The organism is Dyella sp. (assembly GCF_035486915.1).
Lineage (GTDB): Bacteria > Pseudomonadota > Gammaproteobacteria > Xanthomonadales > Rhodanobacteraceae > Dyella_B.
In genome coordinates, this window is record NZ_DATHMR010000194.1 from 1 (window position 1) to 26,321 (window position 26,321).

Below are 26,321 nucleotides of genomic sequence, written 5' to 3' on the forward strand. Positions count from 1 at the left end.
GATTCGAAGGCATCGGATACCGACGCATCGCCACCGAGATGGCTGTAGTGCGTGATGCCCGTCAGCACCAGCGATACGGCGATGTAGAGAACCATGGCGACGGCGAGCGACAGCAGCACTGCGCGCGGCAGATCGCGTTGCGGATGCTTCGCTTCCTCAGCCGCTGTCGTCAGCGTGTCGTAACCGAATACGGCAAAGAACACCACGCTGGCGCCTGTGAGCACACCGGCCCAGCCGAAATGCCCCATACCTTGTGCATCGACCGTGCGCGCAGGAATGAAGGGATGCCAGTTTTCCGCGTGCACGTAGAAAACACCCACGCCGACCACCAGCAGCACACCAATCACCTTGATCGTCACGACCACTGTGTTGAAACGCGCGCCCCACTCCGTGCGAATCGTCAGCAGCGCGGCGACAAGCAGCGAAATACCCGCAGCGATCACGTTGAAACGATGACCGTCGCTCGGTCCAGCAATGGCTTGCGTGCCGTGCATCCCGAACATCTGCTGCAGGTAATACTCCATCGTTTGCGCACTCATGCTCTGCTGTGCCCACTCCGGCAAATGGATACCAGCCGAACCGAGCAGCACCTGCACGTAGCCGGACCAGCCGATCGCCACCACGGCAACGACCAGCGCGTATTCGAGCAGCAGATCCCACCCGATAATCCACGCGACAAATTCGCCCAGCACCGCGTAGCCGTAGGTATAGGCGCTGCCCGTCACGGGAATGAGTCCGGCAAATTCGGCGTAGCACAGTGCGGCGCACGCACTGCCGAAGCCGGCGATGATGAAGCTCAGCGCGACGGCGGGACCGGCGTTCATGGCAGCCTGTTGTCCGGCCAGAACGAAAATACCTACGCCGATGATGCCGCCGATACCAATCGCGGTGAGCTGCCACAGGCCCAGCACGCGACGAAAGTCGCCACGCTGGCCTGCTTCCGCCTGCAGCAGCTCGACGGATTTGTGGCGCAGCATCCGGCTCAGAAAACTCATCGGCGTGTCTCTCCAAGGCAAAGGCCGATGATAGCGAAAGGTGGATGCCTTACTTCAAGGCTATCGTCCTTTCTTTGGGAAGGCCGCATGCTGCATTGCAGCCAAGACGATGCCGATGCATCAGCCGAGCGCAGGTCTTGTCTCTGACGTATGCCGCCGTTCGTAACCGGCCACGCAGAGCAACGCCAGCGCACTGAGGCCGAACACCAAAGCGATCAGGATCATCGCGCGTGGATCCAGATGCGCAACACCAAACCATTGCCCGCTCATTCCCACGACAACGGCCGTGCCTGCGGTGCGAAGCAACTCGAGCCACACCCCTGCGCTGCGACCTTCCATTACGACGCCGAGTGTCCACAAACCAAACGTGAGATACACCGCATACAAGGCCGCTTGCGCGAGTTCCAGTTTCGGCGCGGCACCAAGGAAATGCACGCCCATCGCCAACATCACTACGAATTGCACGATGCAGTACGCTTTCCATGTGCGTGATAGCGGCGGGCTGTAACGTGCGTGCTCAATATCGAAATCCGCTTTCGGAAAACGCGCGGCAACATCGGCAGGCCGCCAGCCCGGCGGTTTGAACCACACACGCAACTTGTCCAGCCCGTTGCGTGCATGCCAACTGTCCTTGAGCATCGCCCAATACACTTCGACATTCGCCCACAGCGGGTTCCAGCTTTGCAGCGGTGCACGCGTGCCGTAGATCGGCGGATCTTCGTCGTTTTCTTCGACGAAGGTGCCGAACATGCGATCCCAGACGATCAGAATGCCGCCGTAGTTTCGGTCCAGATACCGATCGTTCACCGCATGATGCGCACGGTGATTGGACGGCGAACAGAACACGCGATCGAACCATCCAAGGCGATCGATCACTTCGGTATGCACCCAGAACTGATAAAGCAGGTCGATAAGCGCCACCACCGCAAACACCTCGGTGGGATAGCCCAGCAACGCCATCGGCAAATAAAACAACCAGCCGAGCACAAAGCCGCTGCCCGTTTGCCGTAGCGCCGTGGTGAGGTTGTAACTCTCGCTCTGATGATGCACGACATGCGCTGCCCACAGCACATTCACTTCGTGCCCGAAGCGATGAAGCCAGTAATAAAGCAGGTCATAGAGCAAGACACCGCTTACCCATACCCATACGCTATTGGCCGGTAACGTCCACAACGCCAGATGACCTGCGCACCAGGCATAGATGCCGATCGCGAAAAGTTTGGTGAAGATGCCAACGATCTGCGAAACCACCCCAAGGCCGAGACTGTTGATCGCATCGTTGATGTGATAAACATCGCGGCCACGCCACTTAGCGACCAGCAGTTCGATGCCGATCAGCACGAAGAAGCCTGGAATCGCCCAGGCCATGATTTGTTCCGGCGTGATCATCGCAAGCGTTGCCCTCTTCAAGCGTTGGCGCCCGCTCACCCGAACGGCCGACCAGCCATGGCTACGCGGTCAGTATATATAGCCGGGGCAACGATAAAGCAGCGCGAAAACAGCCGTTGACGGCTGTCCGCGTTTGAAACGTTAACGGCTTGCTAGTGGGCTGCGGCCTTCCCGGGCGTTTTCAGCGAGACGCTTCCAATCGCATAAAGCGGCCCGTCGATGGGCGCGGTAAAAGCCAGACACAGCGTGTGCTCGCCTTGCTGCGGAGGCAGGGGTGCATCGAGCGAAACCTTCCGTTCGCTGACGGCCGGATTGGGCAAAGGCAGCGTGGCGAGTGTCGGGCCATCGCAACGATCCAGATGCACCACCAGCTCGCCATAGGGCGTGCTGTGCGAACGCGACACCACCAGTTTCTGATCGTGTGCGAGCGCATAGTTGCGCTCCAGCCGCACAACATCGGCGTGGATGGCATTCACTCCATCGAGCGGTGCGGCCAGAAATTGCTGGCACGAATCGAAAACATTCACGGCATATACCGGCGCCATGCTGGTCGCATCCGGCATCGGTTGAATACGCAGGCGGAAATCGCTGCCGGGACAATTGGGTAGTTCGACACCCAGGCGCGTCAGCAAGCTGTCGTGATCCAGCACGCGCGTTCGCGCTGCGGCAAGCACGCTGCCGTCATCGGCAAATGTCTTCGCCGTGATCGTTACCGGCAACGCGAGGGTAAAGGGCTTGCTGTAAAGCGGCGAGTGAGTGTCGGGTTCGCGTCCGTCTTCGGTGTAGTGAATGGCACCGTAGCCGGCCTGATTTGAAATCGTAATGTCGGCGCGATCCGTCTTGAGTGCGGCGTTGGCATTAACACGAATGCTTGGCGCAAATGCACTGTCCGCGTAGTCGATCTTCTGATTCGCATAGCGTTCGAATTGCGCGGGCAATCGCGCCACGAAATCTTTCCAGTTGTGGGTCGAAGCTGGCGACCAGACAACTTCGCTCAGCGCATCGATGCGCGGGAAGACCGCGTGCTCGACATGCTGCATCGTTGGAATGTGCTCGGTCCAGACGTTGGCCTGCGCGCCGAGCACGTGCTTGGCCTGTGCCGCGCTCAACTGCGCGGGTATCGTATGGAAGGCGTAGATGCTGGCGAGATCGCGGGCTGGAATGCGGCCCGCCGTTTCATCGGGCAGATCGCTTTGAACGCCGTCAAGGTAGAGATCGGGCGACGGCGACATGACTACGTCATGCCCCATCTTCGCCGCCTTGATCGCGCCGTCCGTGCCGCGCCACGACATCACGGTAGCATCGGCTGGCACGCCACCATCGAGAATTTCGTCCCAGCCGATCATCCGTCGGCCATGCGCGGCTAGATAGCTGCCTACTCGACCAATAAACCAGCCCTGCAACGCGTCCTCATCCTTCAGATGCAACGCACGGATCTTGGCCTGCATTGCTGGCGACGCCTTCCATTGATCCTTGACGGCTTCGTCGCCACCGACGTGTATGTAGTGCGACGGGAATAACGCCATCACTTCGTCGAGCACGTTGTCGACGAACTGGAATGTCGCATCGTCGGCGTTGTAGAGGTACGGATTGACACCCCAATCGACGGATACAGGTGGGCGTTCCCCGGTCACGCCGATCTGCGGATACGACGCGACCGCAGCCTGTGCATGGCCGGGCATGTCGATTTCCGGTACCACCGTAATGTGTCGCGCCATCGCGTAGGCGACGACATCGCGAATCTCGTCTTGGGTATAGAAACCACCGTAACGCTGCGGCTCGCCATCGTGACCGGCGTCCGGCGGAATTCGCCATGCGCCAATGCGCGTGAGCTCCGGATAGCGTTTGATCTGAATGCGCCAACCCTGGTCATCCGTGAGGTGCCAGTGCAGCACGTTGAGCTTGTGCTGGGCCATTTGATCGATCAGCAGTTTTACGTCCGCGGCGGATTGAAAGTGCCGCGCGGAATCGAGCATTACACCGCGCCAGGCAAAACGTGGCCAGTCGCTGATGTGCAATGCCTGTACTTGCACGGCACCCGTATGCGCATCGGGCGTCAACAATTGCCAAAGGGTGATGCCGCCATAAAAAAGTCCGGCATCATCATGCGCGTCGATAGTTACACCGCGCGAGGTGACATCTAGCGTATAGCCCTCCGCTTGTGTCACGAGCGATTTCGGATCGCGCACAAATACGATGGCGTTAGCGGTAGACCCGCCTTCGACTATCTTCAAATGCAGACCGCGAGTACGCGCGAGCGTATCGACTAGATATTCCGCGGACCGGCGCGCCGATGCGTCCTTGGATGGAATGACGACTGGTGTGTTGTCGTCGACCGTGAACGAACCCTGCGCGGTTTGGAGCCGGGCCGGCAAAGGAATGATTGAAACGGGTGACGCTTGCACGAGGCCGCACAGTGCGAACAGGAAGATGGCGCCCGCCAGTCTCATGGCTTTATCCGGATAGGGGTGTTTCAGTCGTGTGGAAGGCTGACCGCATACAGATACCACGCATCGTGCGGCAACCACTGTTCGGTCCAGCGCCAATCGTCGTCGCGGCCCGTTTGCGCGTATCCGAGATTAAAAGCGATGCCGTCTTCATCATCAAGCCCTGCGGTGATGCCGTTGATGATGGCACCCGGTGCACTGGTGTACTCATAAGACTTGAAGAACATGTACTGCGCGTTGCGCTGGCCACTACCCATCAGCATGCTGGTGTCGTAGGGATTGCGGCCGAGTATCCAGTGAAGCTGATTCCACGCGTAGTTTTCAAGCTGGCTCCGGAAACCCGGATCATCGGCGAAAAGTGGCGCCGCCATGCGTGCCGCCGCAGCAAGCGACGCTAACCGCGCATTTTCGCCCTGCCACCACGGGGCAGCTTCCGTGTCGTGCGGGAAGAAGAAGGCCGTGCGCACCGTGCCATTGCCCATGCGCACAAGCTGTCGCGCATAACCGAACGGGTTGTTCACATCGTCCGTGACATGCAGCTCATACGCCAGTGAACGGTGGACCGCGTCGCGTACGATTTTCTGTTGCGCCGGCGTGGCGATGGATGCGTATTCCAGTAATGCGACGACTGGCAACCCCGCATCGGTGGGAGAAAAGAACGGTCGCGTCCCACTGTCGGCACGCCAGTAATCCTGCTGACCATAGTGAGTAGTAAGGCGCGCCATAAGATTGCCGGCGCGTTGATCGGCAGCTTTGCGCCATACGTCATCGTGCGTCGCGCGGTAAAGCTCGGTAGCCGCCAGCAGTGCGCAGTAATCGTCGACAATGTTTTCCACACCGTCGTTGATCAACTCCTTGTTGTGCGCATCCAGAAAGCGATACGCATCTTCGGCGGTGCGCAGGTAATCCTGCCGCTTGAACTCGCCATCGACATCCATGGTGCTGGCAAGCGCGAGCGCCGCGATGGCCACACCACCGCCCGCGCGGAAGCTGGCTTCATAGGCGTGCGGACCGCGAGCGGGTTTGTCCACCCGCTGCGTCGTGTCGTTGGCGCTCGTCTTGATCTGCGTGCGCCAATTGGGATCGCCGATCGCGCGATCCTGCGGCAGCTTGCCAATGCCTGGCGCATCGATGGACTGATAGAAGGAACCATCCGGCCGTTTGTCGCGTACAAGGAAATCCGCGCCGAACAGACCTTCATCCAACAGACGCCTCAGATACTGACTGAAATTCTGATCGTGACGCGCATCCAGTTGCTGCCAGCTTCGCAACAGGCTCCACACTACGAGCGGCACTTGCTGCGTATTGAAATAGGACGTCGGGTTTTGGTGCGACAGGTGAATACCGTAATCGCCGGTGGCGTCGTACCAGCCGCCATGAATGTCTAAAGTGCCAGGCTTGCCGTCCGGACGCGGCAGGTGGCGATCGGCCTCATCGATCAAACCGCTCGCGCGCTGACCTTTGAAGTAGTAAACGACGTTGGAGAACGTGTTGCGCTCGAACACGTTGTCTTGCACGAGAAATTCGTCGGAACGCACACATGTTCCGTGATCAAGCACCCGCAGGTAATAGCGTCCGGGCGTCTTGAGCGCGGAGAAGTCGGCGCGCCAATAATGTTGATCGCCCCATTTCACCACCGGACCGCTGTCCTGCAGCGTGCCGGTCAATACCGGCTTGTCATCGCTTGCATCGATGACCTGGAATTCATGCAGCGATTCGGCTGCGTCAACCGACACGACAGCTTGCTTCGAAGCGGTGAGTTCATAGCCCACCTGATCGACCAGCAATCTTGGCTCCGTTGCCTGTGCGTGAAACCCATACATCACAAGACCAGCGACGATACAGCGCACGGCGAGCTTCATGCACAACCTCCCAGACAGCGGATACCGCGATACCCATGGGTACGCATCGCGGCTCCCTGCTTATACATTCAACTTCCCAAAAAAAGGGACCTGGCAAGAGAGCACCAGGTCCTTGGCGGGGAAGAAGAAAGACCTTCGATTTACATAAACATCAGAACTTGAAGTGTGCCTCGAGCATGAACTCGCGACCGCTCACGTACTCGTTGAGAAGCATCGTGTTGTTGATACCGTCATATTGCTTGTACACCGAGTTCAACAGATTCAACATGTCGAACGACACGGAGAAGTTCTTGTTGAACGCATAGGCAGCTGACGCATCGAGTTCTTTGTAGCTAGCGGTATAAGCACTCGTTGCACCTGCTACGTAACCGCCAGCAAGGTACTTGCTGCGGTAGTTGTAGGAAATGCTCGCGCTATACGGACCTTGCTCGAAGTAAGGAGCCAATGTGTACGAGTTCTTCGAGTTGTACGGCAGCCAGTTGGCACCCTGGATCGTCTCGACGGTACGCGAGTCGGAGTACGTGTAGTTCGCACGAAGACCGAAACCGCTGTCGCCGAACGCCTGCTGGTAACTAATGGCAGCACCCTTGACCTTGGCGCGGCCGCCGTTAACCGGTGCGGTGACCTGGTATGTACATACGCCGGCAACGGTACACATGCCGTTGGCGACCAGCTGCGCTCCGGTCGGGCCCGGATAGAGCGTGCCCCACGAACCGTTTTCATGCGACTCTGGAGTTGTCTCCTGAGTAACGTAGTTCAAAACGTTCTTGTAGAAACCGGACAGTGCAATAACCGACTGATCGTTGAAGTACCACTCCGCAGAAATATCGCCATTGACCGAACGATAAGGCTTGATGCCCGGGTTGCCGGCGGTAGCGGTCAGCACCGTGTCATTGGCTTCGAAGAACGGAGCCAATTCGTTATACGGTGCGTAAGCGACCGTCTCCGACGCCGCACCACGCAGGATGAAATCCGGCGTCAGGTTGTAGGCGATGTTGAACGCCGGCAGCCAGTTGTAACGCGTGGTTTGCACGCCGATGTAACCGGTGCCGTTGGTGAAGTTGCAATCCCAGGGTACGAGGCCGTCGGCACCCGCCACCTGACAGCTGCTGGGAACGTAGTAGCCATACGAGTTGGTCTGGGTTTTTACCCAACGTACGCCCAGGTTGCCATGCAGATTGTCCGTACCGAAGTTGGCCTGACCATACACGGCCGTGTTCTGCTGCTGCACGTTGAACGTGTTATCCCAATAGTCGACAGGATCGTTCGCCGACAGCGGACCATTGTTCAGCACCGCATTGAAGATGCAGGTGTAGCCGCAGGTCTGCACATGCGACACCGAACTGCCGCCGAGGCCAATCGATGAAGCGCCCTGCAGGTTGGTCAAGCCGCCATAACCGATCTGGTTCAGCGTCATGTTCGGCACGCCGCGATAGATCAGCAGGCTCTGGCTTTCCCAGTGCGAGGCATAACGCGCGCCGACCAGCACTTCATTGACGAAGCCGTCGAAGTCCTTGCTGAAATCGATCTGCGCGTAAGAGTCGCGCGCGTGGTACGGCTTGTAGCCAATGTTTCCGCCGAAATCGTTATCGGCCCAATAATTGGGATTATTGGCAGTGGCGAGATTGGTAAAGTTGAAGCCGTTCGGGATGCTCCAGTTGAAGCCACCGCCGTAGTAGATTTCCTTGAACGCCTGGCTGATCACGTTGTTCGACGTGCTCACGCCCACCTGGCCACCCAAGCGCCAGCCATCGCCGTAGTACGTACCACGCCAGTCGATGCCCTTGGTGCGGATGTAGGAAGCGCGTGCATCGTTGTCTTCGAACGTATCGGCTGTGCTGGTGCACGATGTCGCTTCAAAGCAAGGCGTACCGACCTGGGTACCGGAAGTAACGACGCCATTGCCATTCGCCGTCAGGTGGGTAATACCCGCGTAGTTGAAACCGGCAATCGGATAGAGCGAAGTGTTGATGTTGTTAAGGCTATCCGTCATGTACATCATGCTGAGCGTGCTGTCGAAATGCTCGTTCGGCTTGTACTGGATGTTGACGAAGATGCTGTTGCGCTTTTCGATCTGCTCGAAGTTGGCCGAGTTGATTTCGGTCGGCATCTGGTCGCTGTTTTTCAGCTGACCGGAGGCCACTTCAGCGGCGATCGCCGGGTTCACGGCAGAGATGGCCGACACCGGCGTATAGCCGAAGATTTCCTGGCCTTCGCGTGAGGTGTCCTGTTCGTAGTGCTGTGCCGAAACGTCGACGCCGAAGGTCTTCGAATCATTGTGCCAGCTGTAGAACACCGAACCGTTCGGACGGTTCTTGTCCGTCATGTCGTTGTAGTTCGCTCCGAACGTACCGCTGACCGTGTTCGAAGGTACGTCCAACGGCTGCACCGTGTGCATGAAGACGGTACCGCCAAGGCTGCCTTCCGGCAGGCGGGCTTCGGGAGTCTTGTAGATTTCGAGCTGACCGAGAATTTCCGCCGGCAGCAACGAATAGTTGAAGCCGCGGTTCGGGCTATCGCCGTACAACCACAGCGCTTGCGCAACCGGGTGACCATCCAGGTATGACAGGTTCAAGCTCGGGTCGATACCGTCGATGCTGACGCGCTGCGTGGCGCCGAACAAATGGTCAAGCGTGACGCCCGGTACCTGTGCCAGTGCTTCGGCGACGTTGGTGGCCGGAAACTTGCCGATGTCGGTAGCCGTGATGGCATCGACGATCGCATCCGCATTGCGCTTGGTATCCATCGATTGCTGCAAGCTGGCGCGGATACCGACAACGGTCACCGTGGACAGCTGTTTTGCATTGGCCTTTTCGGCCTGTTGCTCGGTCTGCTGGCTGGCAGGTACGGCCGGTGCAGACGTCGTCTGTGTAGCGTCCTGTGCATATAAGGTGCCGGCAAAACATAGTCCGGCGAAGATACTCGCGGCTAGTAGTGTCTTACGATGTGACATGACTTCCTCCCCTCAGAGGCGTTTTCAGCAACGGAAAATGTTCGCGGCATGCCCGTGCTGTGTGGCGATTGGGCTTGCGCCCGGTTCAATTCAAAAAACGGCGTTTTCCAAACTTCACTCGACGCGCCCATCACTGAGCATGCTGACCGTCCAAATACAGGCCAGCGGCGCCGATGACCCCGAGCTGGCCGTGCTCCATCAGTCGTACTGGTACTTGTTGCAAGTAAGGACGCATGACGCCCTTGTTGAAAAAACGCTCTGCAAACGTGCTTGAAAGCAGCAAATCTCGGATCTGCGGCAGGATGCCGCCGGCAAGGTATGCACCGCCGCGTGCGCCATAAAGCAGCACAAGATCGCCGACAAAACTGCCAAGCAAACCGCAGAACACGTTCAATGCTTCGGTAGCTGCGGCATCGGATTGCTCGACTGCACTGCGCGTAACGTCCGCAGGAAGCTGCAGCGATGCCTTGACGCCGCGCAACGAGCAAATCGCGTTGTAGAGATTGACCAGGCCCGGGCCCGAGAGCGCGTGTTCGAACGACACATACGCACGATCGCGCGCAAGGAACCGCAGAATTTCAATTTCCAGTTCGTTGCCCGGCGCCAGCGCAACTTGTCCGGCTTCGGTGGGCAATACGGTGGCGTGCGGCTTGCCCGGCAAAAGCACCGCCGAACCCAAACCCGTACCCGGACCCATCACCAGCACAGGGCCGACCATTTGCGGCGCACTGGTTTCGATCACCGGCGTGGTATCGGCGTGCGTCATGAACTGCGTGGCGTAGGCCACGGCTTCGAAATCGTTGATCACCGCAAGCGTGGAGATGCCGAGCGTTTCGCGGATGTCGCGAATCGACACCGGCCACGGCAGGTTGTCATTGACGATGGCATCGCCCAGCACATAACCCGCACTGGCAACAGCGCAGTGGTCGACATGCATGCCAGGGCTGAGCTGGGAAACGAAATCTTTCAGCACCGCGGTAAGGCTGGGCCATTCGGCGCAGGCATAGCGGCGGTATTCGAGCACCGTGACAGGCCGATGGCCGTCCGGGCGGGGACTGACGAGACCAATGCGCGCATGCGTGCCACCGACATCGGCGGCCAAAAAGGCCAGTTCCGGTGACGGCACCGATTGCGCATTGCCACGTATGACAGCCTGAGCCACGCCCCCTCCTTGCGTTGATATGTCGTGCCTGCCCTGCGATTGCATGGGCGTTACCCCTAACGGCACGATGCTGGTGACGGAGTCTGGTCAGGAATGACAACGCTGTCAACAGGGTGTAAAGAACATCTTCAAGACATGTTTGCCGCACTGCGAAAGGCGATCTTTCGCGCCTGCAGGCCAGAATACGTAAATTAATGATTAATTTGATGTTTGGTGAGGACCACCCATGACGAAAGGCCCCTCCGTCAAAGTGCTGCGACGCACCACGAAAAGGTTTCAAATGAGTCAAAATGACGTACGTTGTCGGCGCGCGTTCTGTCCCGTCGATTGACAACGTTGTGCCTCAGGGACAATAAAGCTTGCTACGGTGATGTCGTTTGAACGTCATCGACATCGGGTCTGTCACGGGGAATCTTCATGTCGTCCACCACGTACACCGCCGACGCGCCACGCACGTCGACACTTTTGCCGATGATGATCATCGGTGTGTTGTTCTTCACCATGGGTTTTTTCACGTGGCTCAATGGGCCACTGATTTCGTTCGTCAAAGTGGCTTTTACGCTTGACGACATCAATGCATTCCTCGTTCCGTTCGCGTTCTACGTTTCCTATTTCGTGCTTGCATTGCCTGCAGGTGCAGTACTGAAGCGCACCGGCATGAAAAAAGGCATGGTGCTGGGCCTTTTCATCATGGCTGTCGGCGCTGCGCTATTCGGTGAATTCGTGCGTATTCGCATTTATCCGGGTGCTTTGACGGGTTTGTTTGTGATCGGCGCAGGTTTGTCGCTGCTGCAAACGGCGGCCAATCCATACATCAGCATTCTTGGGCCGATCGACAGTGCCGCTCAGCGCATTGCGCTGATGGGTATTTGCAACAAAGTGGCCGGTGCATTGGCTCCGCTGGCATTCGGCGCACTGGTGATGACGGGCATCGATACATTTCTGGGCCAAGTGACCAAGATGCCGCTCGGACCGTCGCGCGATGCGTTGCTCAATGAATTTGCCTCCCGGGTTTTCCTGCCTTACATGACCCTGGCCGGCTTGCTGGTGGTCATGGCGATCTGGATCGTTCTTTCGTCGCTGCCGGAAATCAAACCCTCCGGCGCCAACAGCGAACGCTCTATCGGTCACGCCAAGGGCGGCATCTTCAGCTTTCCGCATCTGTGGCTTGGCGTGCTGTGCCTGTTCCTTTACGTGGGCGTGGAAGTGATGGCCGGCGATGCCATCAACACGTACGGCCAGGGCTTCGGGTTGCCGTTGCAAGTGACATCGCATTTCACGACCTACACCATGGCATCCATGCTGGCAGGTTACGTATTAGGCACATTGCTGATTCCGCGCTTCATCTCGCAACAGAGCTATCTCGCTGTATCGGCGGTGCTTGGCGTGCTGTTCGCTATCGCCGCCTACGTGACGCACGGTTATGTCTCGGTCGCTTTTGTCGCTGCGCTGGGTCTTGCCAACGCCATGATGTGGCCGGCCATCTTCCCGCTGGCGATCAAGGGCCTGGGCAGCCATACGGAGCTGGGTTCGGCGCTGTTGATCATGGGTATTGTTGGCGGCGCACTGCTGCCCCAGGCATTCGTGCACCTGAAGCAGCACATCGACTTCCAGCTCGCATTCCTGGTTGTCATAGTCCCGTGTTATCTCTACATCCTTTACTACGGCGTACGCGGGCATAGCGTGGGCAACCACGCGGTCTGAAGGCATAATTGCGATGTCAGGCGCCGGTGACTCTTACCTGTTGACCACCACTCGACCCGGCGACTGGGCTACGATGCCCACCCGACACCCGGGAGGATTCCTGTTTGCACAGTCCAACCATCAAGGATGTCGCCAAGCACGCCGGCGTCTCGCTCAAGACGGTCTCTCGCGTTATCAACCACGAAGCGGCGGTTCGCTCGGAAACCCGCGAGAAAGTGGAGCGGGCGATCGAGCAACTCGGCTATCGCCCGGACCCTTCGGCCCGCAGCCTGCGCAGCAGTACGCACTCGTATGCGATCGGCCTGGTGTACGACAACCCGAACGCGCACTACGTGATCGACATGCAGAACGGCGTGCTGTCCGCGTGCCGCGAGCGTGGGTTCGGCCTGCAGATTTATCCGTGCGACTCGACAGCACCGAAACTGGCCGAGGAACTGGTCTCTTTGGTGCAGCGCGCACGTTTGGCCGGCCTGATTCTCGCACCGCCGATGTCGGAGCAATCCGCACTGCTGGCGACGCTGAAAGCGCACGATGTGGCGTTCGTTCGCATCATCGCTTCACGCGAAGATCCGAAAGACGGCATGCCTTGCGTTTATGTGGACGACCACGACGCGGCGTACGCCATTACCGAGCATCTGATTCAACTCGGTCATACGCGCATTGGGTTCTTGTGGGGCGAACCGCATCACCGTTCGAGTCCGGAGCGTTATCAGGGCTATGCGGATGCGTTGAAGGATTACGGCATTGCGATCAATCGCAAGCTGATTCTGCCTGGACGCTACGCCTTCGACGATGGCTTCCGCGGTGCGCGCAAATTGCTCGCGTTGAAGGAGCCGCCCACCGCGATCTTCGGTTGCAACGACGAAATTGCAGCGGGCGTGCTGGCCGCAGCACGTTCGGCGGGGCTGGATGTGCCGTGGGACTTGTCCATTGCGGGTTTCGAGGACAGTCCGTTTTCCAAACAAGCGTGGCCCGCGCTCACTACCGCGCGTCAGTCGACCAGCGAGATCGGCCGTCACGCCGCGCTACGCTTGATAAGCGGCTTGCAAAACCAGAACGCGGAGCCTCCGAACGAAGGCTTCATGCCCGAACTGGTTGTGCGCGGCTCGACGGCGCCACCGCGTCAAACCTGATGTTGCGTGCGACGCGCGCCATGCGCCGCCGCACGCATTCCTTATTCGTCATTTCACGCAGCGGACTGCGTCGTGCATCGGTTTTCGATGCGCCATGCGGCGCGCTGCGTTTTATTTCTTTTTCGGAGTCCCCATGAAACCCGCTCGCGACACCTTGATGTATAACGAGGCGCAGGAAAGCGCCGTAACGGTTGAACGTCAGCTCGCACAAAATGCGTCGCTGCTGAAATCGCTTGGCGAACGTTTGCGTGCCAATCCGCCACGCTTCATCGTGACTTGCGCGCGTGGCAGTTCCGATCACGCGGCGGTGTATGCGAAATACGTGTTCGAAACGCGTCTTGGTTTGGTCACCGCGTCGGCGTCGCCCTCCATTTCATCGATCTACAACACCAATCTGAAAGTGGATGGCGCGCTGTTCATCGCGATCTCGCAGTCGGGCAAAAGCCCCGATCTGCTGCGCAGCGCGCAAGCGGCGAAAGATGCTGGCGCTTATGTGGTGGCGATGGTCAATGTCGAAGATTCCCCGCTCGCCGGACTGGCCGATACGGTCATTCCCCTTCGCGCAGGTCCCGAGCAAAGTGTTGCGGCGACAAAAAGCTACCTCGCGACGCTGGCGGCTGTTCTTCAATTGACCGCGTACTGGACGAACGACGACAAACTGCATGCTGCCGTTGCGCGCTTGCCCGACGATCTTCGTCGCGGCTGGAATAGCGACTGGGGTGCGCTCGAACGCGGACTGGTCGACGTGCAGAATCTTTATGTCGTGGGTCGCGGCTTCGGCTTCGGCGCAGCGCTCGAAGCGGCGCTCAAGTTGAAAGAAACCTGCGGTTTGCACGCAGAAGCATTCAGTGCTGCCGAAGTGAAGCATGGCCCGATGGCCTTGGTCGGCGCGAATTTCCCCGTACTGTTCCTCGGGCAGGACGACGGCACGCTGGAAAACACCTTAGCCGTCGCTGCTGAATTCCGCGCGCGGGGCGTACGCGTATGGGTGGCCGCGCCCGGCGCGGAAGGGCCCGACACGCTGCCGCTTCCTGACGGCATTGAACCTATCGTCACGCCACTCTTGGCTGTGCAAAGCTTTTATCGCGCCGCCAGCGCCGTTTCACTCGCGCGGGGTTACGATCCGGACGTCCCGCCGCATCTGCGCAAGGTCACGGAGACTGTGTAATGCCGCCGAATCCGCTGATTGCTCTGGTCAATGGTCGCCTGGTGGGCGATCACGGTCCGCGCGAAGGTCAGGTGGTGTTGGTGCGCGGCAAGCGCATCGTTGCCATCGTGGCGCATGACGATGCACGCATTGGCGATGCACAGAAGCACGATCTCAAAGGCAATCTGCTGCTGCCTGGCTTTATCGACGTGCAGGTCAACGGCGGCGGTGGATTGCTGTTCAACGACGCACCGACGGTCGACACACTGCGCGGCATCGCCCAGGCGCATCGCAAGTTCGGCACGACTGGCATGCTGCCGACGTTGATCTCCGACACGGCCGAGCAAATGCATGCCGCGCTTGCCGCTGTGGATGAAGCGATCGAACAGCGCGTCCCAGGCATTCTTGGCATACACGTCGAAGGCCCGTTCCTCGCGAACGCTCGCAAGGGCATTCATAACGCCGATTTTTTCCGTTTGCCGGATGCGAGCGATATCGAAGTGCTCACCGCCCCGCGCAAGGGCGTGGTGATGCTGACACTCGCGCCGGATCAGGTGTCGCCAGCCATCATCGCGCGGTTGAGCGAAGCAGGTGTCGTTGTCGTCGCCGGGCATACGGGCGCCGATTACGCCACCACGCGTGCCGCTCTCGATGCCGGTGTCTGTGGTTTCACGCATCTCTACAACGCCATGACGCCGCTGGCGAGCCGCGATCCTGGCGTGGTGGGTGCAGCGCTGGATGATCCGTACAGCTGGTGCGGTTTGATTGTCGATGGCCATCACGTGCACCCTGCAACGCTACGTGTCGCCATCGCCGCGAAAACACCGGGCAAATGCGTGCTCGTGACAGACGCCATGCCGCCAGTCGGCAGCGACAATCCCACCTACATACTCAACGGCCAAACCATCGTGATGCGCGACGGCATTTGCCAAAGCGAAGCGGGCGTACTAGCTGGCTCCGGATTGGACATGGCCGGTGCCGTGCGCAATTCGATAGAGATGCTTGGCCTGCCGCTTGCCGAAGCGTCTCGCATGGCCAGCAGTTATCCAGCTGCGTGGATTGGCCTTGATCGCACGCATGGGCGAATCGCCGCTGGTTATCGCGCGGACTTTGCGGTGATGGATGATTCATTCACCGTGCGCGAAACGTGGGTCGACGGCGTCGCGTACCCCGTAGCTTGATTGCTCAGTTCGCACGCCGCTTTCGTAGATTGGGTTAACGCAGCGTAACCCAATCTACGCATTAGTTCATGCTGGTTACTGGTACACGCGCAGTCGATTGAAGATCCACGCGTAATACGACTTCACCAGATCCTTATCAGCACAATCGGCATACAGCCCGTTGCAGCGTTCACGCAACGACGTCAGTGCGGTGAAATAACGATCCATCGGCAATCCCGCCGCTTTCAGAACCATCCCCGGCAAATGTGCAATGTCGAGCATCGGATACGTTGGCAACGCCGTGCCAGGCACATTGCTCTTGATCATGTAATACGTCAGATAGTCCTGATACGGCACCAGCTCGGACGGCAACGTACGCGGCAGCGTGCGCATCAGATCGTCGAACGAAGGTTGGTGGTCGCCAAAATGCACCAGCACTGTCGGTTGCGCGCGATCGAGGAAATCGTGCTCGAGACCTTTCATCGCCACGTCCGAATCATGCAGGCGTTGCAGATAGGTGTCGAAGTTCAGCGCGGTGGCGTCGGGCAAGCCCTGCAGCAGATTCTGGAATTGCTTGGGCAGCGTCGACATCGGATCGTCGTGCGGTCCGTGCTGATTGATCGTCAGGACCATGATGAAGATCGGTTGCCCCGGCTTCTTCAGCTGATCGTAAACGCGCTTGGCCGCGGTGAACATCTGCGCGTCGGTTTCGTCCCAGTCATCCAGACCCAGTTCGTGCGCGCCGTAAAAGTGATCGACGCCGTACGCCTTGTAGGCATCGTGACCATTGAGGAAAACACCATTGGTCGGATAGATGGCGACCGTGGTGTAGCCAAGGCGCTTCAATTGCAACGGCAGCGAGTCGCGCACACGCGGCGCAAGCACGTAAGGTGCATACATGCCACCGGGCCCGAAGATGTCCTGCGGCATGCCGGTCAACGCAGCAAATTCGCTCACCCACGTGCCACCGCCAAAGGTATGCACGCGCATGACGCCGGTACCGCGTGTCTGCACGTCGGGCTTGAACATATCCAGATGGCATTCCGGCACGGTGCAATGCGTATACGGCGCCGGATCGAACGTGCTTTCTTCCAGCACCTGCACGATATCCGGGTATTGGCTGGCGTCGGTCGTACCGGGCGTTGTCGTATTCGTCGATTGCCAGTCGCGTGCCGCATCGGCATCGGAAGCCATGGCGGGCAGATGCACGCTGGAGTCGCGCAGATTGACGAAGAAGTTGGTGAGCGCCGCATCGTCGGACATCTTTTCCCACGCACCGCGCGCATGCACCTGCGCAAACGGGCCCGACGGAAGCAAGCACGCCCAGAATGCCAGCACGCAAGCCGCGATGCCGCCCACGCGCAACATGGCTTGCGGCAGCAAACCGAGCTTTGCAAATAGCCGGCGATCAAAGTGCCATGCAAGCCACAAGACAATCGGCACGGCGATGCCTACGCAGATGCCGACGCTGTAAATGTTCGGATAACGCCGCAGTGTCTCGAACAAACTGGAGTGCACGTAGTACACAAAGTCGGCCGGCATCAGCGGCGATTCGAGGTATTCCTGTTTAAGCACCGTGATCGCGCGCAGCAGCAGAAAGAGGCCGCTGCTGACCACCAATGCAAACGCGAGACGTGCAAACAGAAACAGTGCGACGCCCAGCACGCAAACCAGCAGCGCGAGCACAAACAGACGCTGTTCGAGTTGCGGCTCCTGCCACGCGGTAAACCACGCGCTAATGGCAAAGAACGCCCACGCGCAAAGCATAGTTGTGCGGTCTCGCGAGATGCGAAACGGATTCAACGGCATTGAGGGATTCCTCTGATGCGTCCGCCGTGTCGAAGGGCGGCGCACCGTTCTTGTGAGTGTCAAGGACGCGTCATTTTAGAGCCTTTTTATCGTAAAGAAGGGCCACCCAAACTGCGAAGGGTCACCTATATCTGCTAGGTTCACGCTGTTAACGCCCCGCCACGGAAGCCCCATGTACCAACGTTCCCGCCGCCTGACCGCCCTCTTTTCCGCCGTCCTGATCGCCGGTTGCGCCAGCCAGCCCCAGCCGCATACCACCGCCCCAGCCCCGAAACTCCCCGAAGGTTTGCGGGCGGATGTGGCGGTGCTGGAAACCACGGACATCCATTCGAACCTGCTCAGCTACGACTACTACAAGCAGAAGGCCGACCCGACGCTGGGTTTCGAACGCACGGTCACGCTGATACGCAAGGCGCGTAGCCAGTTCACCAATAGCCTCCTGTTCGACGCGGGCGACACCATTCAAGGCAGCGTTCTGGCCGATTACCAGGCGCAGGTGCAGAAGATCGGTTGCGGGCAAGAACTTGCGGTCTATCAGTCGATGGATGCGATCGGCTACGACGGCGGCACGATCGGCAACCATGAATTCAACTACGGACTGCCCTACCTCTCGCAAGTGACGGGCACGCCGATGAACGTCGATGGCGGCACCACGCAGCCGTGCGCCGGCCCGCATTATCCGCTGGTATTGGCAAACGTCGACAGCGTGCGCGACGGTAAACCGATCTTCAAACCGTGGACGATCATCGAACGCCAGATCGCTGCGTTCACACCGGATGGAAGCCAGCTGAGCGTTCCATTGCGTATCGCCATCATCGGTTTCACGCCACCGCCAATCATGCAGTGGGACAAACAGAACCTGCAGGGCAAAGTCACCGTGACCGGTGTCGTGGAAGCCGCACAGAAATACATGCCGGCAATTCAGGCGCAGCATCCTGATCTGGTCATCGCCATTCTGCACGGCGGCATGAATAACTCGCCGTACACGCCGGACATGGAAAACGGTGGTTGGTACCTCGCCGGTGTACCGGGCATCGACGTATTGCTGATGGGTCACGAGCACGTCGATTTTCCCGGGCCGCGTTTTGCGCACATGCAAGACGTGGATGATCGGCGCGGTTACGTACGTGGCGTTCCCGCGGTGATGGGCGGTTTCTTCGGCAAGGATCTTGGCGTCATTCGCCTTGCGCTGGTGCGGCAGCAGGATCATTGGGTGATCGACAAGACGAAAACCTTCAGTCAGGTGTTGCCGATCTGTCCGCCGATGATGGTGGGCGGCAAGCCGACGATTTCGGCATCGAATTGCGTGCCGGCCGACCCACAGATCGGTCAGGTTGTCGGCAAGGTGCAACAAGCTGCGATCGATTACGTGAACACGCCGATCGGTCAGAGCAAGCTGCGCATGAGCAGCTACTTTGCCGACGAAGGCGACATGAGCGCACTCGCACCCGTCAACGCCGCACAGATCGATTACACGCAGAAGGCACTTCCCGCTGCGCATCCGGAACTTGCCAACACGCCCGTGCTGGCTTCAGCGGCAGCATTCCGCACCGGCTTTGGCGGCCCGGACGACTACACCGACGTGATGCCTGGCCCGCTAACACTGCGCAGTGCCGCGGACCTGTACTTCTATCCGAACACGCTTAGTGCGGTGAAACTCGACGGCCATGGTTTGAAAGCGTGGCTGGAACAATCCGCCGAACGCTTCAACCAGATCGATCCGCATGCAAGCGGCGAGCAGAAGCTGATCAACGAAAAATACATCAGCTACAACTTCGATCAGATTCAAGGCGGCATCGCCTACGTCATCGATGTGTCCAAGCCGGTCGGTCAGCGCATCGTAAAGCTGACCTATCACGGCAAGCCAGTATTGCCCTCGCAGACATTCGTCGTAGTGACGAACAACTACCGCGCCAACGGCGGCGGTCACTTCCCGGGTCTGGATGGCAGCAACGTCGTGCTCGCTGCGCCGGACGGAACACGTGAAATTCTGGCGGATTGGCTGAAAGCCCATCCCACACTGAGTGCCAAGGATCTGCCGCACGCGTCATGGCATTTCGCGCGAGTGAAAACGCGCGGTGCCGTGGTGTTCACATCCGCCAGTGGCAAGCAATCCATTGCCGAAGACGATGGTCTGCACGGCATCCATCAACTGCGCGACAACGGCGACGGCACCGCGGTCTACGCGATCGATCTTTCGCACTGACGCAGCAAGGCCACTCCGTTCCGCGGGAAGCGACGCACTGATACCATCCAGTACGCCTTCCCTCGGAGCATTGCCGCATGAAATCACGGGTTTTGGAACGTGATGTGAGCAACGGGAAGCGTCCGCATCGCTGGCGGCGCATCCTGGGTGGAATCGCTGTGGGATTGATCGTTCTAGTGCTGTTGCTGGGCGTTGCAGGATTCACCTGGAACGAGCTGGTCACCCGTCACTATCGTAATGCGAATCCAGTGCCCGGTACGTACTACACGGTCGACGGCCATCAGATGCATATGTACTGCACCGGCACCGGTTCGCCGACGCTTGTCCTCGATTCGGGCCTGGGCGACGACTGGACGGTGTGGTTAAAAGTCCAGCCGGAACTCTCAAAGGTCACGCAGGTGTGCTCCTACGATCGCTCCGGGCTAGGTAGCAGCGAGGAGTTGCCCGGCGGTCACGATGCCAACACGCTGGCCGATGAGTTGCATGCGCTGGTGGGACAGGCCGGCATCAAGAAGCCGTTCGTGCTGGCTGGCCACTCCATTGCCGGTGTCTACATTCGTGCCTATGCAACGAAATACCCGACCGATCTGGCCGGCTTGATCTTCATCGATGGCAGCAGCCCCGATCAGTTCAAGCGACTGCCCAAAGAGGTCACCGACCAGACCCCGAACTTGTTCGAAATGAGCTGGATGGTGCGTTTAGGCATTGCACGCGCAACGGGCCAATGCACCGAAGTCGTGCCAGGACTGGAAGCGTGGAGTGGTTGGATTTTTGCTAACACCTGCAATCCCCCGGCGGTGGATGCGGGGATCGAGGAGTACAAGGACATCGCCCAGTCCATGGACGAAACGCGCCATACCGGGCCCTTCGGTCATCTGCCAATCCTGATCTTTTCACAGGATCCCAATGGCTCTCCCACCGATCCGTCCACCCTGTCGCCTGCCGCGACCACGCAGATGCGCACCGCCTGGAACCAGATGCAGGAAGAGCTGAAGCTGCTGTCCTCCGACAGCCATCGCATCATCGCCAAGGGCAGCGGCCATTACATCGAGGTGGATCGCGCGGATCTGATCAATCGCGAAGTGCCGGTCTTCATCGAGCAGATCCGCAACGGTACCCAATCCCCCGATATCGGCGCCACCAAGACCGAATAAAGCCCCGTCGCGTGTCCCTGCCAGCGGTTCAGATACCGGCGGCAGATATAACCGCGACATGCCAATGTTTCATTAGCGAACAGTTGACGCTGGCTTGGAGCGCCGTCTATCTTCGGAGTCATGTCGCCACGTATCGCGCCAGCACGCATATTTTCCGCCCCGGCCAACGCCGGGCATGCTGGCGTTTTGACGACAACGACCACCACGATTACCACCACAACCGGAACCGGAACTATCGGCTCTGGGTGGGTAAACGTGCGCGACTAAGGTTTTATACGCAACGGCCCCGCCCTCGATGAGGCGGGCCGGCATATCCCCGAACCGCCAGCGAGAACGGGGCCTCCCACGGAGGCCACCATGGACAGCTGTGCATCACTCATCGCCGAACACCCTCACCGACTGCCGCCGCTGCAGGCTGCCAGTTCGCGTCGCCGAACTTTGGCGGTGGGGTTGATAGGCCCGGGACGCGTCGGCAGCGTGCTGTTGAATCAGCTGCGCCATGCGCAGGAACGCTTGGCGCGCGAAACGGGTCTGGAGCTCAAACTTCGCGGCGTGGCCGCGAGCCGGCGCATGTGGCTCGATTGCGATGATCCTGATCTCAACGCACGTCACGATGGCGCGCAAACGTGGCGGCCCACGGATCTGGATGAATTTGCCGCTTACGTTCGCGGCAACGATCGCCATCACGCGATGCTGATCGATTGCAGCGCGAACGATGCGGTGGCGTCGCACTATGCCGAATGGCTGGCTTCGGGACTTCACGTCGTGACGCCGAACAAACTGGCAAGCAGCGGGCCGCTTTCGCGCTGGCAGGCGATCCGTGCAGCGAGCAATCACGGCGGCCGTTTTCGTTATGAAGCGACGGTGTGCGCCGGATTGCCGGTCGTGCAAACCTTGCGCGATCTGCTCGATACGGGCGATCAGCTGCTGGCGGTGGAAGGCATGTTCTCTGGCACGCTGGCGTGGCTGTGTTGCCAGTACGACGGAAAACGTCCCTTCTCTTCCTTGCTGCGCGAAGCGCACGAGCTGGGCTACACCGAGCCCGATCCGCGCGACGATCTTTCGGGCATCGACGTGGCACGTAAACTGGTGATTCTGGCGCGTGAAGCCGGATGGCCTCTTTCCGTGCAGGACGTCGCCGTGAAAAGCCTCGTACCGTCCGAACTGGCAAGCCTCTCGCAGGATGAATTCATGGACCGGCTGGAGGACATGGACGCGCCCATGGCCGACTGGCTGACCAAGGCTCAAGCCGAACAGGGTGTGCTGCGGCACGTCGCCAGCCTGGATCGTGAAGGCCACGCCAAGGTCCAGCTGCATGTGCTGCCCGCATCGCACCCGTTCGCGCACACTCGCCTTACGGATAACATCGTGCAATTCCGTACACAGCGTTACCGCGATAATCCGCTGCTTGTGCAAGGCCCCGGCGCCGGCCCGGAAGTGACGGCGGCGGGGGCTTTCGCCGATCTGCTGCGCATTGCCGAGTCGCTGGAGGTACGTGCATGAACGCTCCGCTTGCTGTAAAGGCCACGATGTCCCCGCAACGTCTGCAATCTGCCTGTGCCGTCGCCTACGCCAGCGTGGGCAATGTCGGCGTGGGCTTCGACATTCTCGGGCACTGTGTGGCGGGGGCGTCGGATCGCGTGGAAGTGCGTCGCATCGATACACCCACCGTGCGCATCGCTGCCATCAAGGGTTGCGTGGAAGTACTTCCGATGGATGCAGCGCAAAACACCGCAGGTGCTGCGTTGATGGCACTGCGCAAAGCATTGGGTTTGCAGCACGGTTTCGAACTCACCTTGCACAAGGGCATCGCGCTGGGTTCGGGCATGGGCGGTTCGGCCGCTTCATGCGTTGCTGCGTTGGTGGCGGCCAATGCGTTGCTCGAGCGCCCGCTTTCGCGTGAATCGCTCTACGGCTTCGCGCTGGAAGGCGAAGCCGTGGCGAGCGGTGGACGTCACGGCGATAACGTCGGCCCCATGCTACTTGGCGGTTTGGTGCTCGCGACGCGCGATCGCCTGTTGCGCGTCCCCGTTCCTCCAACGTGGCATTGCGCATTGGTGCATCCACACGTCGTGCTCGAAACGCGCAAGGCACGCGCCGCGCTCGCGGGCGACTACGCATTGAGCGAGTTCGTCGCGCAATCGGCCAATCTCGCACTGGTGCTCGCCGGTTGCTGGCAAAGCGATGCCGACCTGGTACGCGAAGGTTTGAAAGATGTGCTGGTCGAACCTCGCCGCGCGCCGCTCGTGCCGAACTTTGCACGTGTGAAACAGGCCGCGTTGGACCACAAGGCATTAGGCGCAAGCATCTCCGGTGGCGGCCCCAGCGTTTTCGGCTGGTTCGAACACCGTGCCGATGCCCAAGCGGCTGCGCAGTCCATGCGCAGCGCGTTCAACGAAGTGGGTCTGGATAGCGATGTACTCGTTGCGCCTGTCGATGGGCCGGCCGCAGCGTTGATTCCCTCCATTGAAGGAGACGGACAAGCATGAGCGCAGCGTTACGGTATCCCAGCACGCGCGGCGCGAGCCCTGTCGCAACGCTAAGCGATGCGATTGCGGCAGGGCTCGCGCCGGATGGGGGTCTCTACGTGCCCGATCATTTGCCGACGCTGCATCCGGAGAGTTTTGATCCAGACGGAACACTGGCCAACACGGCGACGACGCTGCTTGCACCTTTTTTTGCGGGAGACAAACTCGCGCACGAACTTCCCTCGATCTGCGCCGAGGCACTGACGTTCTCCACACCGTTGCGCCCCTTGCAACGCCACCCCAAAACGTCCGTGCTCGAACTTTTCCACGGACCGACCGCCGCATTCAAAGACGTTGGCGCACGCTTTCTTGCCGCATGCCTACGACGCTTGCGTCACGACAACGACCAGCCGTTGACGATCCTGGTGGCAACCTCCGGCGACACCGGCGCCGCCGTCGGCGCTGCGTTTCACAAACAGCCCGCTGTGGAAGTCGTGATCCTTTATCCCGACGGCCGCGTATCGCCACGGCAAGCGCATCAGCTTGAATGCTTCGGTGACAACGTGCGGGCACTGCGTGTGCAAGGACGTTTCGACGACTGCCAACGCATGGTGAAAGCTGCATTGAACGATACGGCGTTGCAATCCCGAACGGCATTATCGTCGGCCAACAGCATCAGTCTCGGACGTCTGTTACCGCAAATGAGCTACTACGCGCACGCATCCCTGGCGTGGTGGCGCGAGCATCGCGAGCCGCTGAATTTTGTCGTCCCTACGGGTAATCTCGGCAATGCGCTTGCTGCGGTATGGGCACGGCAGATGGGCCTACCGATTGGCCAGATACGTCTGGCCTGCAATGCAAACGCAACGCTGCCGGAATTCTTTGCGGGCGACGACTATTCCCCGCGACATGCGATAGCGACGCTTGCCAACGCCATGGACGTGGGTGCGCCAAGCAATTTCGAGCGATTGCAATGGACATTCCCGCGACCGGACACGCTACGCGCGCAACTCACGGCGCAAAGCGTGGATGACCGCACGATCTGCACGACCATCGCGATGCATGCGCATGAGCACGACGAAGTGTTTTGCCCGCACACGGCGACAGCCATGCACGTGGTGGATGAACTGCGTGCATCGGGCGATGAGCAGCCTTGGGCCGTCGTCGCCACCGCGCATCCCGCCAAATTCGAAAACGTCGTGGAGCCGCTAGTGGGTCATCCGGTCGAGGTGCCCTCGTCACTTGCAGCCATGTTGCAACGTCCGGCCAACGCAGAGACACTGGCCGCCGAGGACAGTGCATTACGTCAGTGGTTGCTTGAACGCGCGGCGCAGAGCGTTTCCATAACCTGATCAGTCATCGAGCGACGCACCATGCGTCTGGATGACGTTTGCGTAAAATTTCGCCGACGCCTTTGGCGTGCGTTTCTGTGTGGAAAAATCCACGTGGTACAAACCAAATCGCTTGGAAAAACCCAGCGACCATTCCAGGTTGTCCAGCAAAGACCACGCGTAGTAGCCCTTGATGTTCACGCCTGCCTCGATGGATTCGTGCAAGGCACGCAGGTGCTTGCGCAGATAGTCGACACGTAACGGGTCCTGCACGACGTCGCTTTCGGCCACCGGCGGATCGTAGAACGCCGCGCCGTTTTCGGTAATGTAAATCGGCACGTTTCCGTAGCGGTCCTTAAACCACACCAGCGTGTCTTTCAGACCTTGTTCGTAGACTTCCCAACCGGTTTCGGTATGCGTCGTGTTGCGTTGATACACACGCTTGCCGATGAGCGGATACGCATGCCTGTCGTGCCGCACGACCGATCGCGTGTAGTAATTGATGCCCACAAAATCGACCGGCTGCTGGGTGAGCGAGAAATCATCCTGCGGAAAATCGGGCCATGCATCTTCGAAGATGTCTTTCAGCTCCGATGGATACGAGCCAAGCAACGCAGGATCGGCGAATTGCTCGTTCATGTACGCCTGCGCGCGCCGTGTAGCGGCCACATCCTTGGGATTGTCCGATGCCGAGTATTTCGGCTCGATATTGAAGACGACACCGATCTGATGTTTTCCCACCGCGCGATACGCCTCAATACCCGCGCCACTGGCACGCATGATGTTGTGCGCGGCAATCGGCGCTTCGTATTTGTTGCGATGCCCTGGAGCGAGCGCACCGTGCAGATAGCCACCATCGGTCACCACCCACGGCTCGTTGATCGTCGACCACAGCTTCACCCGGCCATCGAGCGCCTTGAAGACAACACTGGCGTATTGGGCAAACCAGTCGGCGCTGTCGCGATTCAACCAGCCACCGCGATCGTCCAGCGCCGCGGGCAGATCCCAGTGAAACAGTGTGGCGTTGGGTTCGATGCCGTTTTCCAGCAACTCATCGACCAGACGCGAATAGAAATCCAATCCTTTTTGATTGATACGTCCGGTGCCTTCCGGCAGCACGCGGCCCCACGCGATGCTGAAGCGATACGCCTTCAGCCCCAGCGCGCGCATCAGCTGCACGTCATCTTTGTAACGGTGGTAATGATCGCAAGCGATGTCGCCCGTGTCGCCATTGGCCATCATGCCGGGCGTGTGTGCGAAACGTTGCCAGATGCTGGGACCCGCGCCGTCGGCCAGCGGCGAGCCTTCGATCTGGTATGCGGAGGTGGCGGCACCCCAGACGAAATCCGTGGGGAAACGATAGCTGCGGCTCATGATGCGAAACTCTCTATGCCGCAGTGC

Annotated in this window: 17 protein-coding genes; 9 read left to right on the forward strand and 8 right to left on the reverse strand. The window is 59.5% G+C overall.

Going from position 1 to position 26,321, the window contains the following annotated elements:
* The 6 genes from VK725_RS15715 to glk form a co-directional block, all read right to left on the reverse strand.
* Positions 1–995: amino acid permease (locus tag VK725_RS15715; RefSeq protein WP_325318999.1), on the reverse strand; the 995-nt coding region annotated here is incomplete at its 3' end.
* A 120-nt stretch (positions 996–1,115) separates the two neighbouring features.
* Positions 1,116–2,363, reverse strand: a complete 1,248-nt coding sequence (locus VK725_RS15720) for a sterol desaturase family protein (protein WP_414648519.1) — start codon at positions 2,361–2,363, stop codon at positions 1,116–1,118.
* Positions 2,364–2,536: 173 nt separating this feature from the next.
* Positions 2,537–4,834 (reverse strand): family 20 glycosylhydrolase, encoded by a 2,298-nt coding sequence (locus tag VK725_RS15725; protein ID WP_325319000.1) that lies wholly within the window; start codon positions 4,832–4,834, stop codon positions 2,537–2,539.
* 23 nt (positions 4,835–4,857) lie between these two features.
* On the reverse strand, positions 4,858–6,693 hold the full coding sequence (locus VK725_RS15730) for a glycoside hydrolase family 9 protein (RefSeq protein WP_325319001.1): 1,836 nt from the start codon (positions 6,691–6,693) through the stop codon (positions 4,858–4,860).
* 151 nt (positions 6,694–6,844) lie between these two features.
* Positions 6,845–9,646, reverse strand: coding sequence for a TonB-dependent receptor (locus tag VK725_RS15735; protein ID WP_325319002.1), 2,802 nt, complete (start codon positions 9,644–9,646; stop codon positions 6,845–6,847).
* 130 nt (positions 9,647–9,776) lie between these two features.
* On the reverse strand, positions 9,777–10,808 hold the full coding sequence (gene glk, locus VK725_RS15740; protein WP_325319003.1) for a glucokinase: 1,032 nt from the start codon (positions 10,806–10,808) through the stop codon (positions 9,777–9,779).
* A 417-nt stretch (positions 10,809–11,225) separates the two neighbouring features.
* On the opposite strand from glk, the gene VK725_RS15745 reads away from it, so the two are divergent.
* The 4 genes from VK725_RS15745 (at position 11,226) to nagA (ending at position 15,973) form a co-directional block, all read left to right on the forward strand.
* On the forward strand, positions 11,226–12,512 hold the full coding sequence (locus VK725_RS15745) for a sugar MFS transporter (RefSeq protein ID WP_325319004.1): 1,287 nt from the start codon (positions 11,226–11,228) through the stop codon (positions 12,510–12,512).
* A 104-nt stretch (positions 12,513–12,616) separates the two neighbouring features.
* Positions 12,617–13,645: a LacI family DNA-binding transcriptional regulator gene (locus VK725_RS15750; RefSeq protein ID WP_325319005.1), complete on the forward strand. Its 1,029-nt coding sequence runs from the start codon at positions 12,617–12,619 to the stop codon at positions 13,643–13,645.
* Between the two features lie 133 nt (positions 13,646–13,778).
* Positions 13,779–14,813, forward strand: coding sequence for an SIS domain-containing protein (locus VK725_RS15755; protein ID WP_325319006.1), 1,035 nt, complete (start codon positions 13,779–13,781; stop codon positions 14,811–14,813).
* On the forward strand, positions 14,813–15,973 hold the full coding sequence (gene nagA / locus VK725_RS15760; RefSeq protein ID WP_325319007.1) for an N-acetylglucosamine-6-phosphate deacetylase: 1,161 nt from the start codon (positions 14,813–14,815) through the stop codon (positions 15,971–15,973). Before VK725_RS15755 ends, nagA begins: the two co-directional genes overlap by 1 nt.
* Before the next feature lie 75 nt (positions 15,974–16,048).
* Here nagA and VK725_RS15765 read toward each other — a convergent pair whose 3' ends face one another.
* A complete protein-coding gene (locus VK725_RS15765; protein WP_325319008.1) occupies positions 16,049–17,761 on the reverse strand; it encodes an LTA synthase family protein in 1,713 nt (570 codons plus the stop codon).
* A gap of 172 nt (positions 17,762–17,933) precedes the next feature.
* Here VK725_RS15765 and VK725_RS15770 point away from each other — a divergent pair, with 172 nt between their 5' ends.
* From VK725_RS15770 to thrC, 5 genes are all read left to right on the forward strand, one after another.
* Positions 17,934–19,967: a bifunctional 2',3'-cyclic-nucleotide 2'-phosphodiesterase/3'-nucleotidase gene (locus VK725_RS15770; protein WP_325319009.1), complete on the forward strand. Its 2,034-nt coding sequence runs from the start codon at positions 17,934–17,936 to the stop codon at positions 19,965–19,967.
* 77 nt (positions 19,968–20,044) lie between these two features.
* Positions 20,045–21,121 (forward strand): alpha/beta hydrolase, encoded by a 1,077-nt coding sequence (locus VK725_RS15775; RefSeq protein WP_325319010.1) that lies wholly within the window; start codon positions 20,045–20,047, stop codon positions 21,119–21,121.
* A gap of 357 nt (positions 21,122–21,478) precedes the next feature.
* Entirely contained in the window at positions 21,479–22,624 is a 1,146-nt protein-coding gene (locus VK725_RS15780) for a homoserine dehydrogenase (RefSeq protein ID WP_325319011.1), read from the forward strand.
* Positions 22,621–23,610 (forward strand): homoserine kinase, encoded by a 990-nt coding sequence (locus VK725_RS15785; RefSeq protein WP_325319012.1) that lies wholly within the window; start codon positions 22,621–22,623, stop codon positions 23,608–23,610. The genes VK725_RS15780 and VK725_RS15785 overlap by 4 nt, the downstream gene beginning before the upstream one ends.
* Positions 23,607–24,941, forward strand: coding sequence for a threonine synthase (gene thrC, locus VK725_RS15790; RefSeq protein ID WP_325319013.1), 1,335 nt, complete (start codon positions 23,607–23,609; stop codon positions 24,939–24,941). Before VK725_RS15785 ends, thrC begins: the two co-directional genes overlap by 4 nt.
* On the opposite strand, the gene VK725_RS15795 is transcribed toward thrC, so the two are convergent.
* Complete coding sequence (locus VK725_RS15795) at positions 24,942–26,294, reverse strand: GH1 family beta-glucosidase (protein WP_325319014.1); 1,353 nt, start codon at positions 26,292–26,294, stop codon at positions 24,942–24,944.
* Between the last annotated feature and the right edge of the window lie 27 nt (positions 26,295–26,321).

Excerpts from the sequence above, each read along its gene's own strand:
- VK725_RS15720 (WP_414648519.1), bottom strand. The coding sequence starts at position 2,363 with ATGGCCTGGGCGATTCCAGGCTTCTTCGTGCTGATCGGCATCGAACTG.
- VK725_RS15725 (WP_325319000.1), bottom strand. The coding sequence starts at position 4,834 with ATGAGACTGGCGGGCGCCATCTTCCTGTTCGCACTGTGCGGCCTCGTG.
- VK725_RS15730 (WP_325319001.1), bottom strand. The coding sequence starts at position 6,693 with ATGAAGCTCGCCGTGCGCTGTATCGTCGCTGGTCTTGTGATGTATGGG.
- VK725_RS15735 (WP_325319002.1), bottom strand. The coding sequence starts at position 9,646 with ATGTCACATCGTAAGACACTACTAGCCGCGAGTATCTTCGCCGGACTA.
- VK725_RS15745 (WP_325319004.1), top strand. The coding sequence starts at position 11,226 with ATGTCGTCCACCACGTACACCGCCGACGCGCCACGCACGTCGACACTT.
- VK725_RS15755 (WP_325319006.1), top strand. The coding sequence starts at position 13,779 with ATGAAACCCGCTCGCGACACCTTGATGTATAACGAGGCGCAGGAAAGC.
- nagA (WP_325319007.1), top strand. The coding sequence starts at position 14,813 with ATGCCGCCGAATCCGCTGATTGCTCTGGTCAATGGTCGCCTGGTGGGC.
- VK725_RS15765 (WP_325319008.1), bottom strand. The coding sequence starts at position 17,761 with ATGCCGTTGAATCCGTTTCGCATCTCGCGAGACCGCACAACTATGCTT.
- VK725_RS15770 (WP_325319009.1), top strand. The coding sequence starts at position 17,934 with ATGTACCAACGTTCCCGCCGCCTGACCGCCCTCTTTTCCGCCGTCCTG.
- VK725_RS15775 (WP_325319010.1), top strand. The coding sequence starts at position 20,045 with ATGAAATCACGGGTTTTGGAACGTGATGTGAGCAACGGGAAGCGTCCG.
- VK725_RS15780 (WP_325319011.1), top strand. The coding sequence starts at position 21,479 with ATGGACAGCTGTGCATCACTCATCGCCGAACACCCTCACCGACTGCCG.
- VK725_RS15785 (WP_325319012.1), top strand. The coding sequence starts at position 22,621 with ATGAACGCTCCGCTTGCTGTAAAGGCCACGATGTCCCCGCAACGTCTG.
- thrC (WP_325319013.1), top strand. The coding sequence starts at position 23,607 with ATGAGCGCAGCGTTACGGTATCCCAGCACGCGCGGCGCGAGCCCTGTC.
- VK725_RS15795 (WP_325319014.1), bottom strand. The coding sequence starts at position 26,294 with ATGAGCCGCAGCTATCGTTTCCCCACGGATTTCGTCTGGGGTGCCGCC.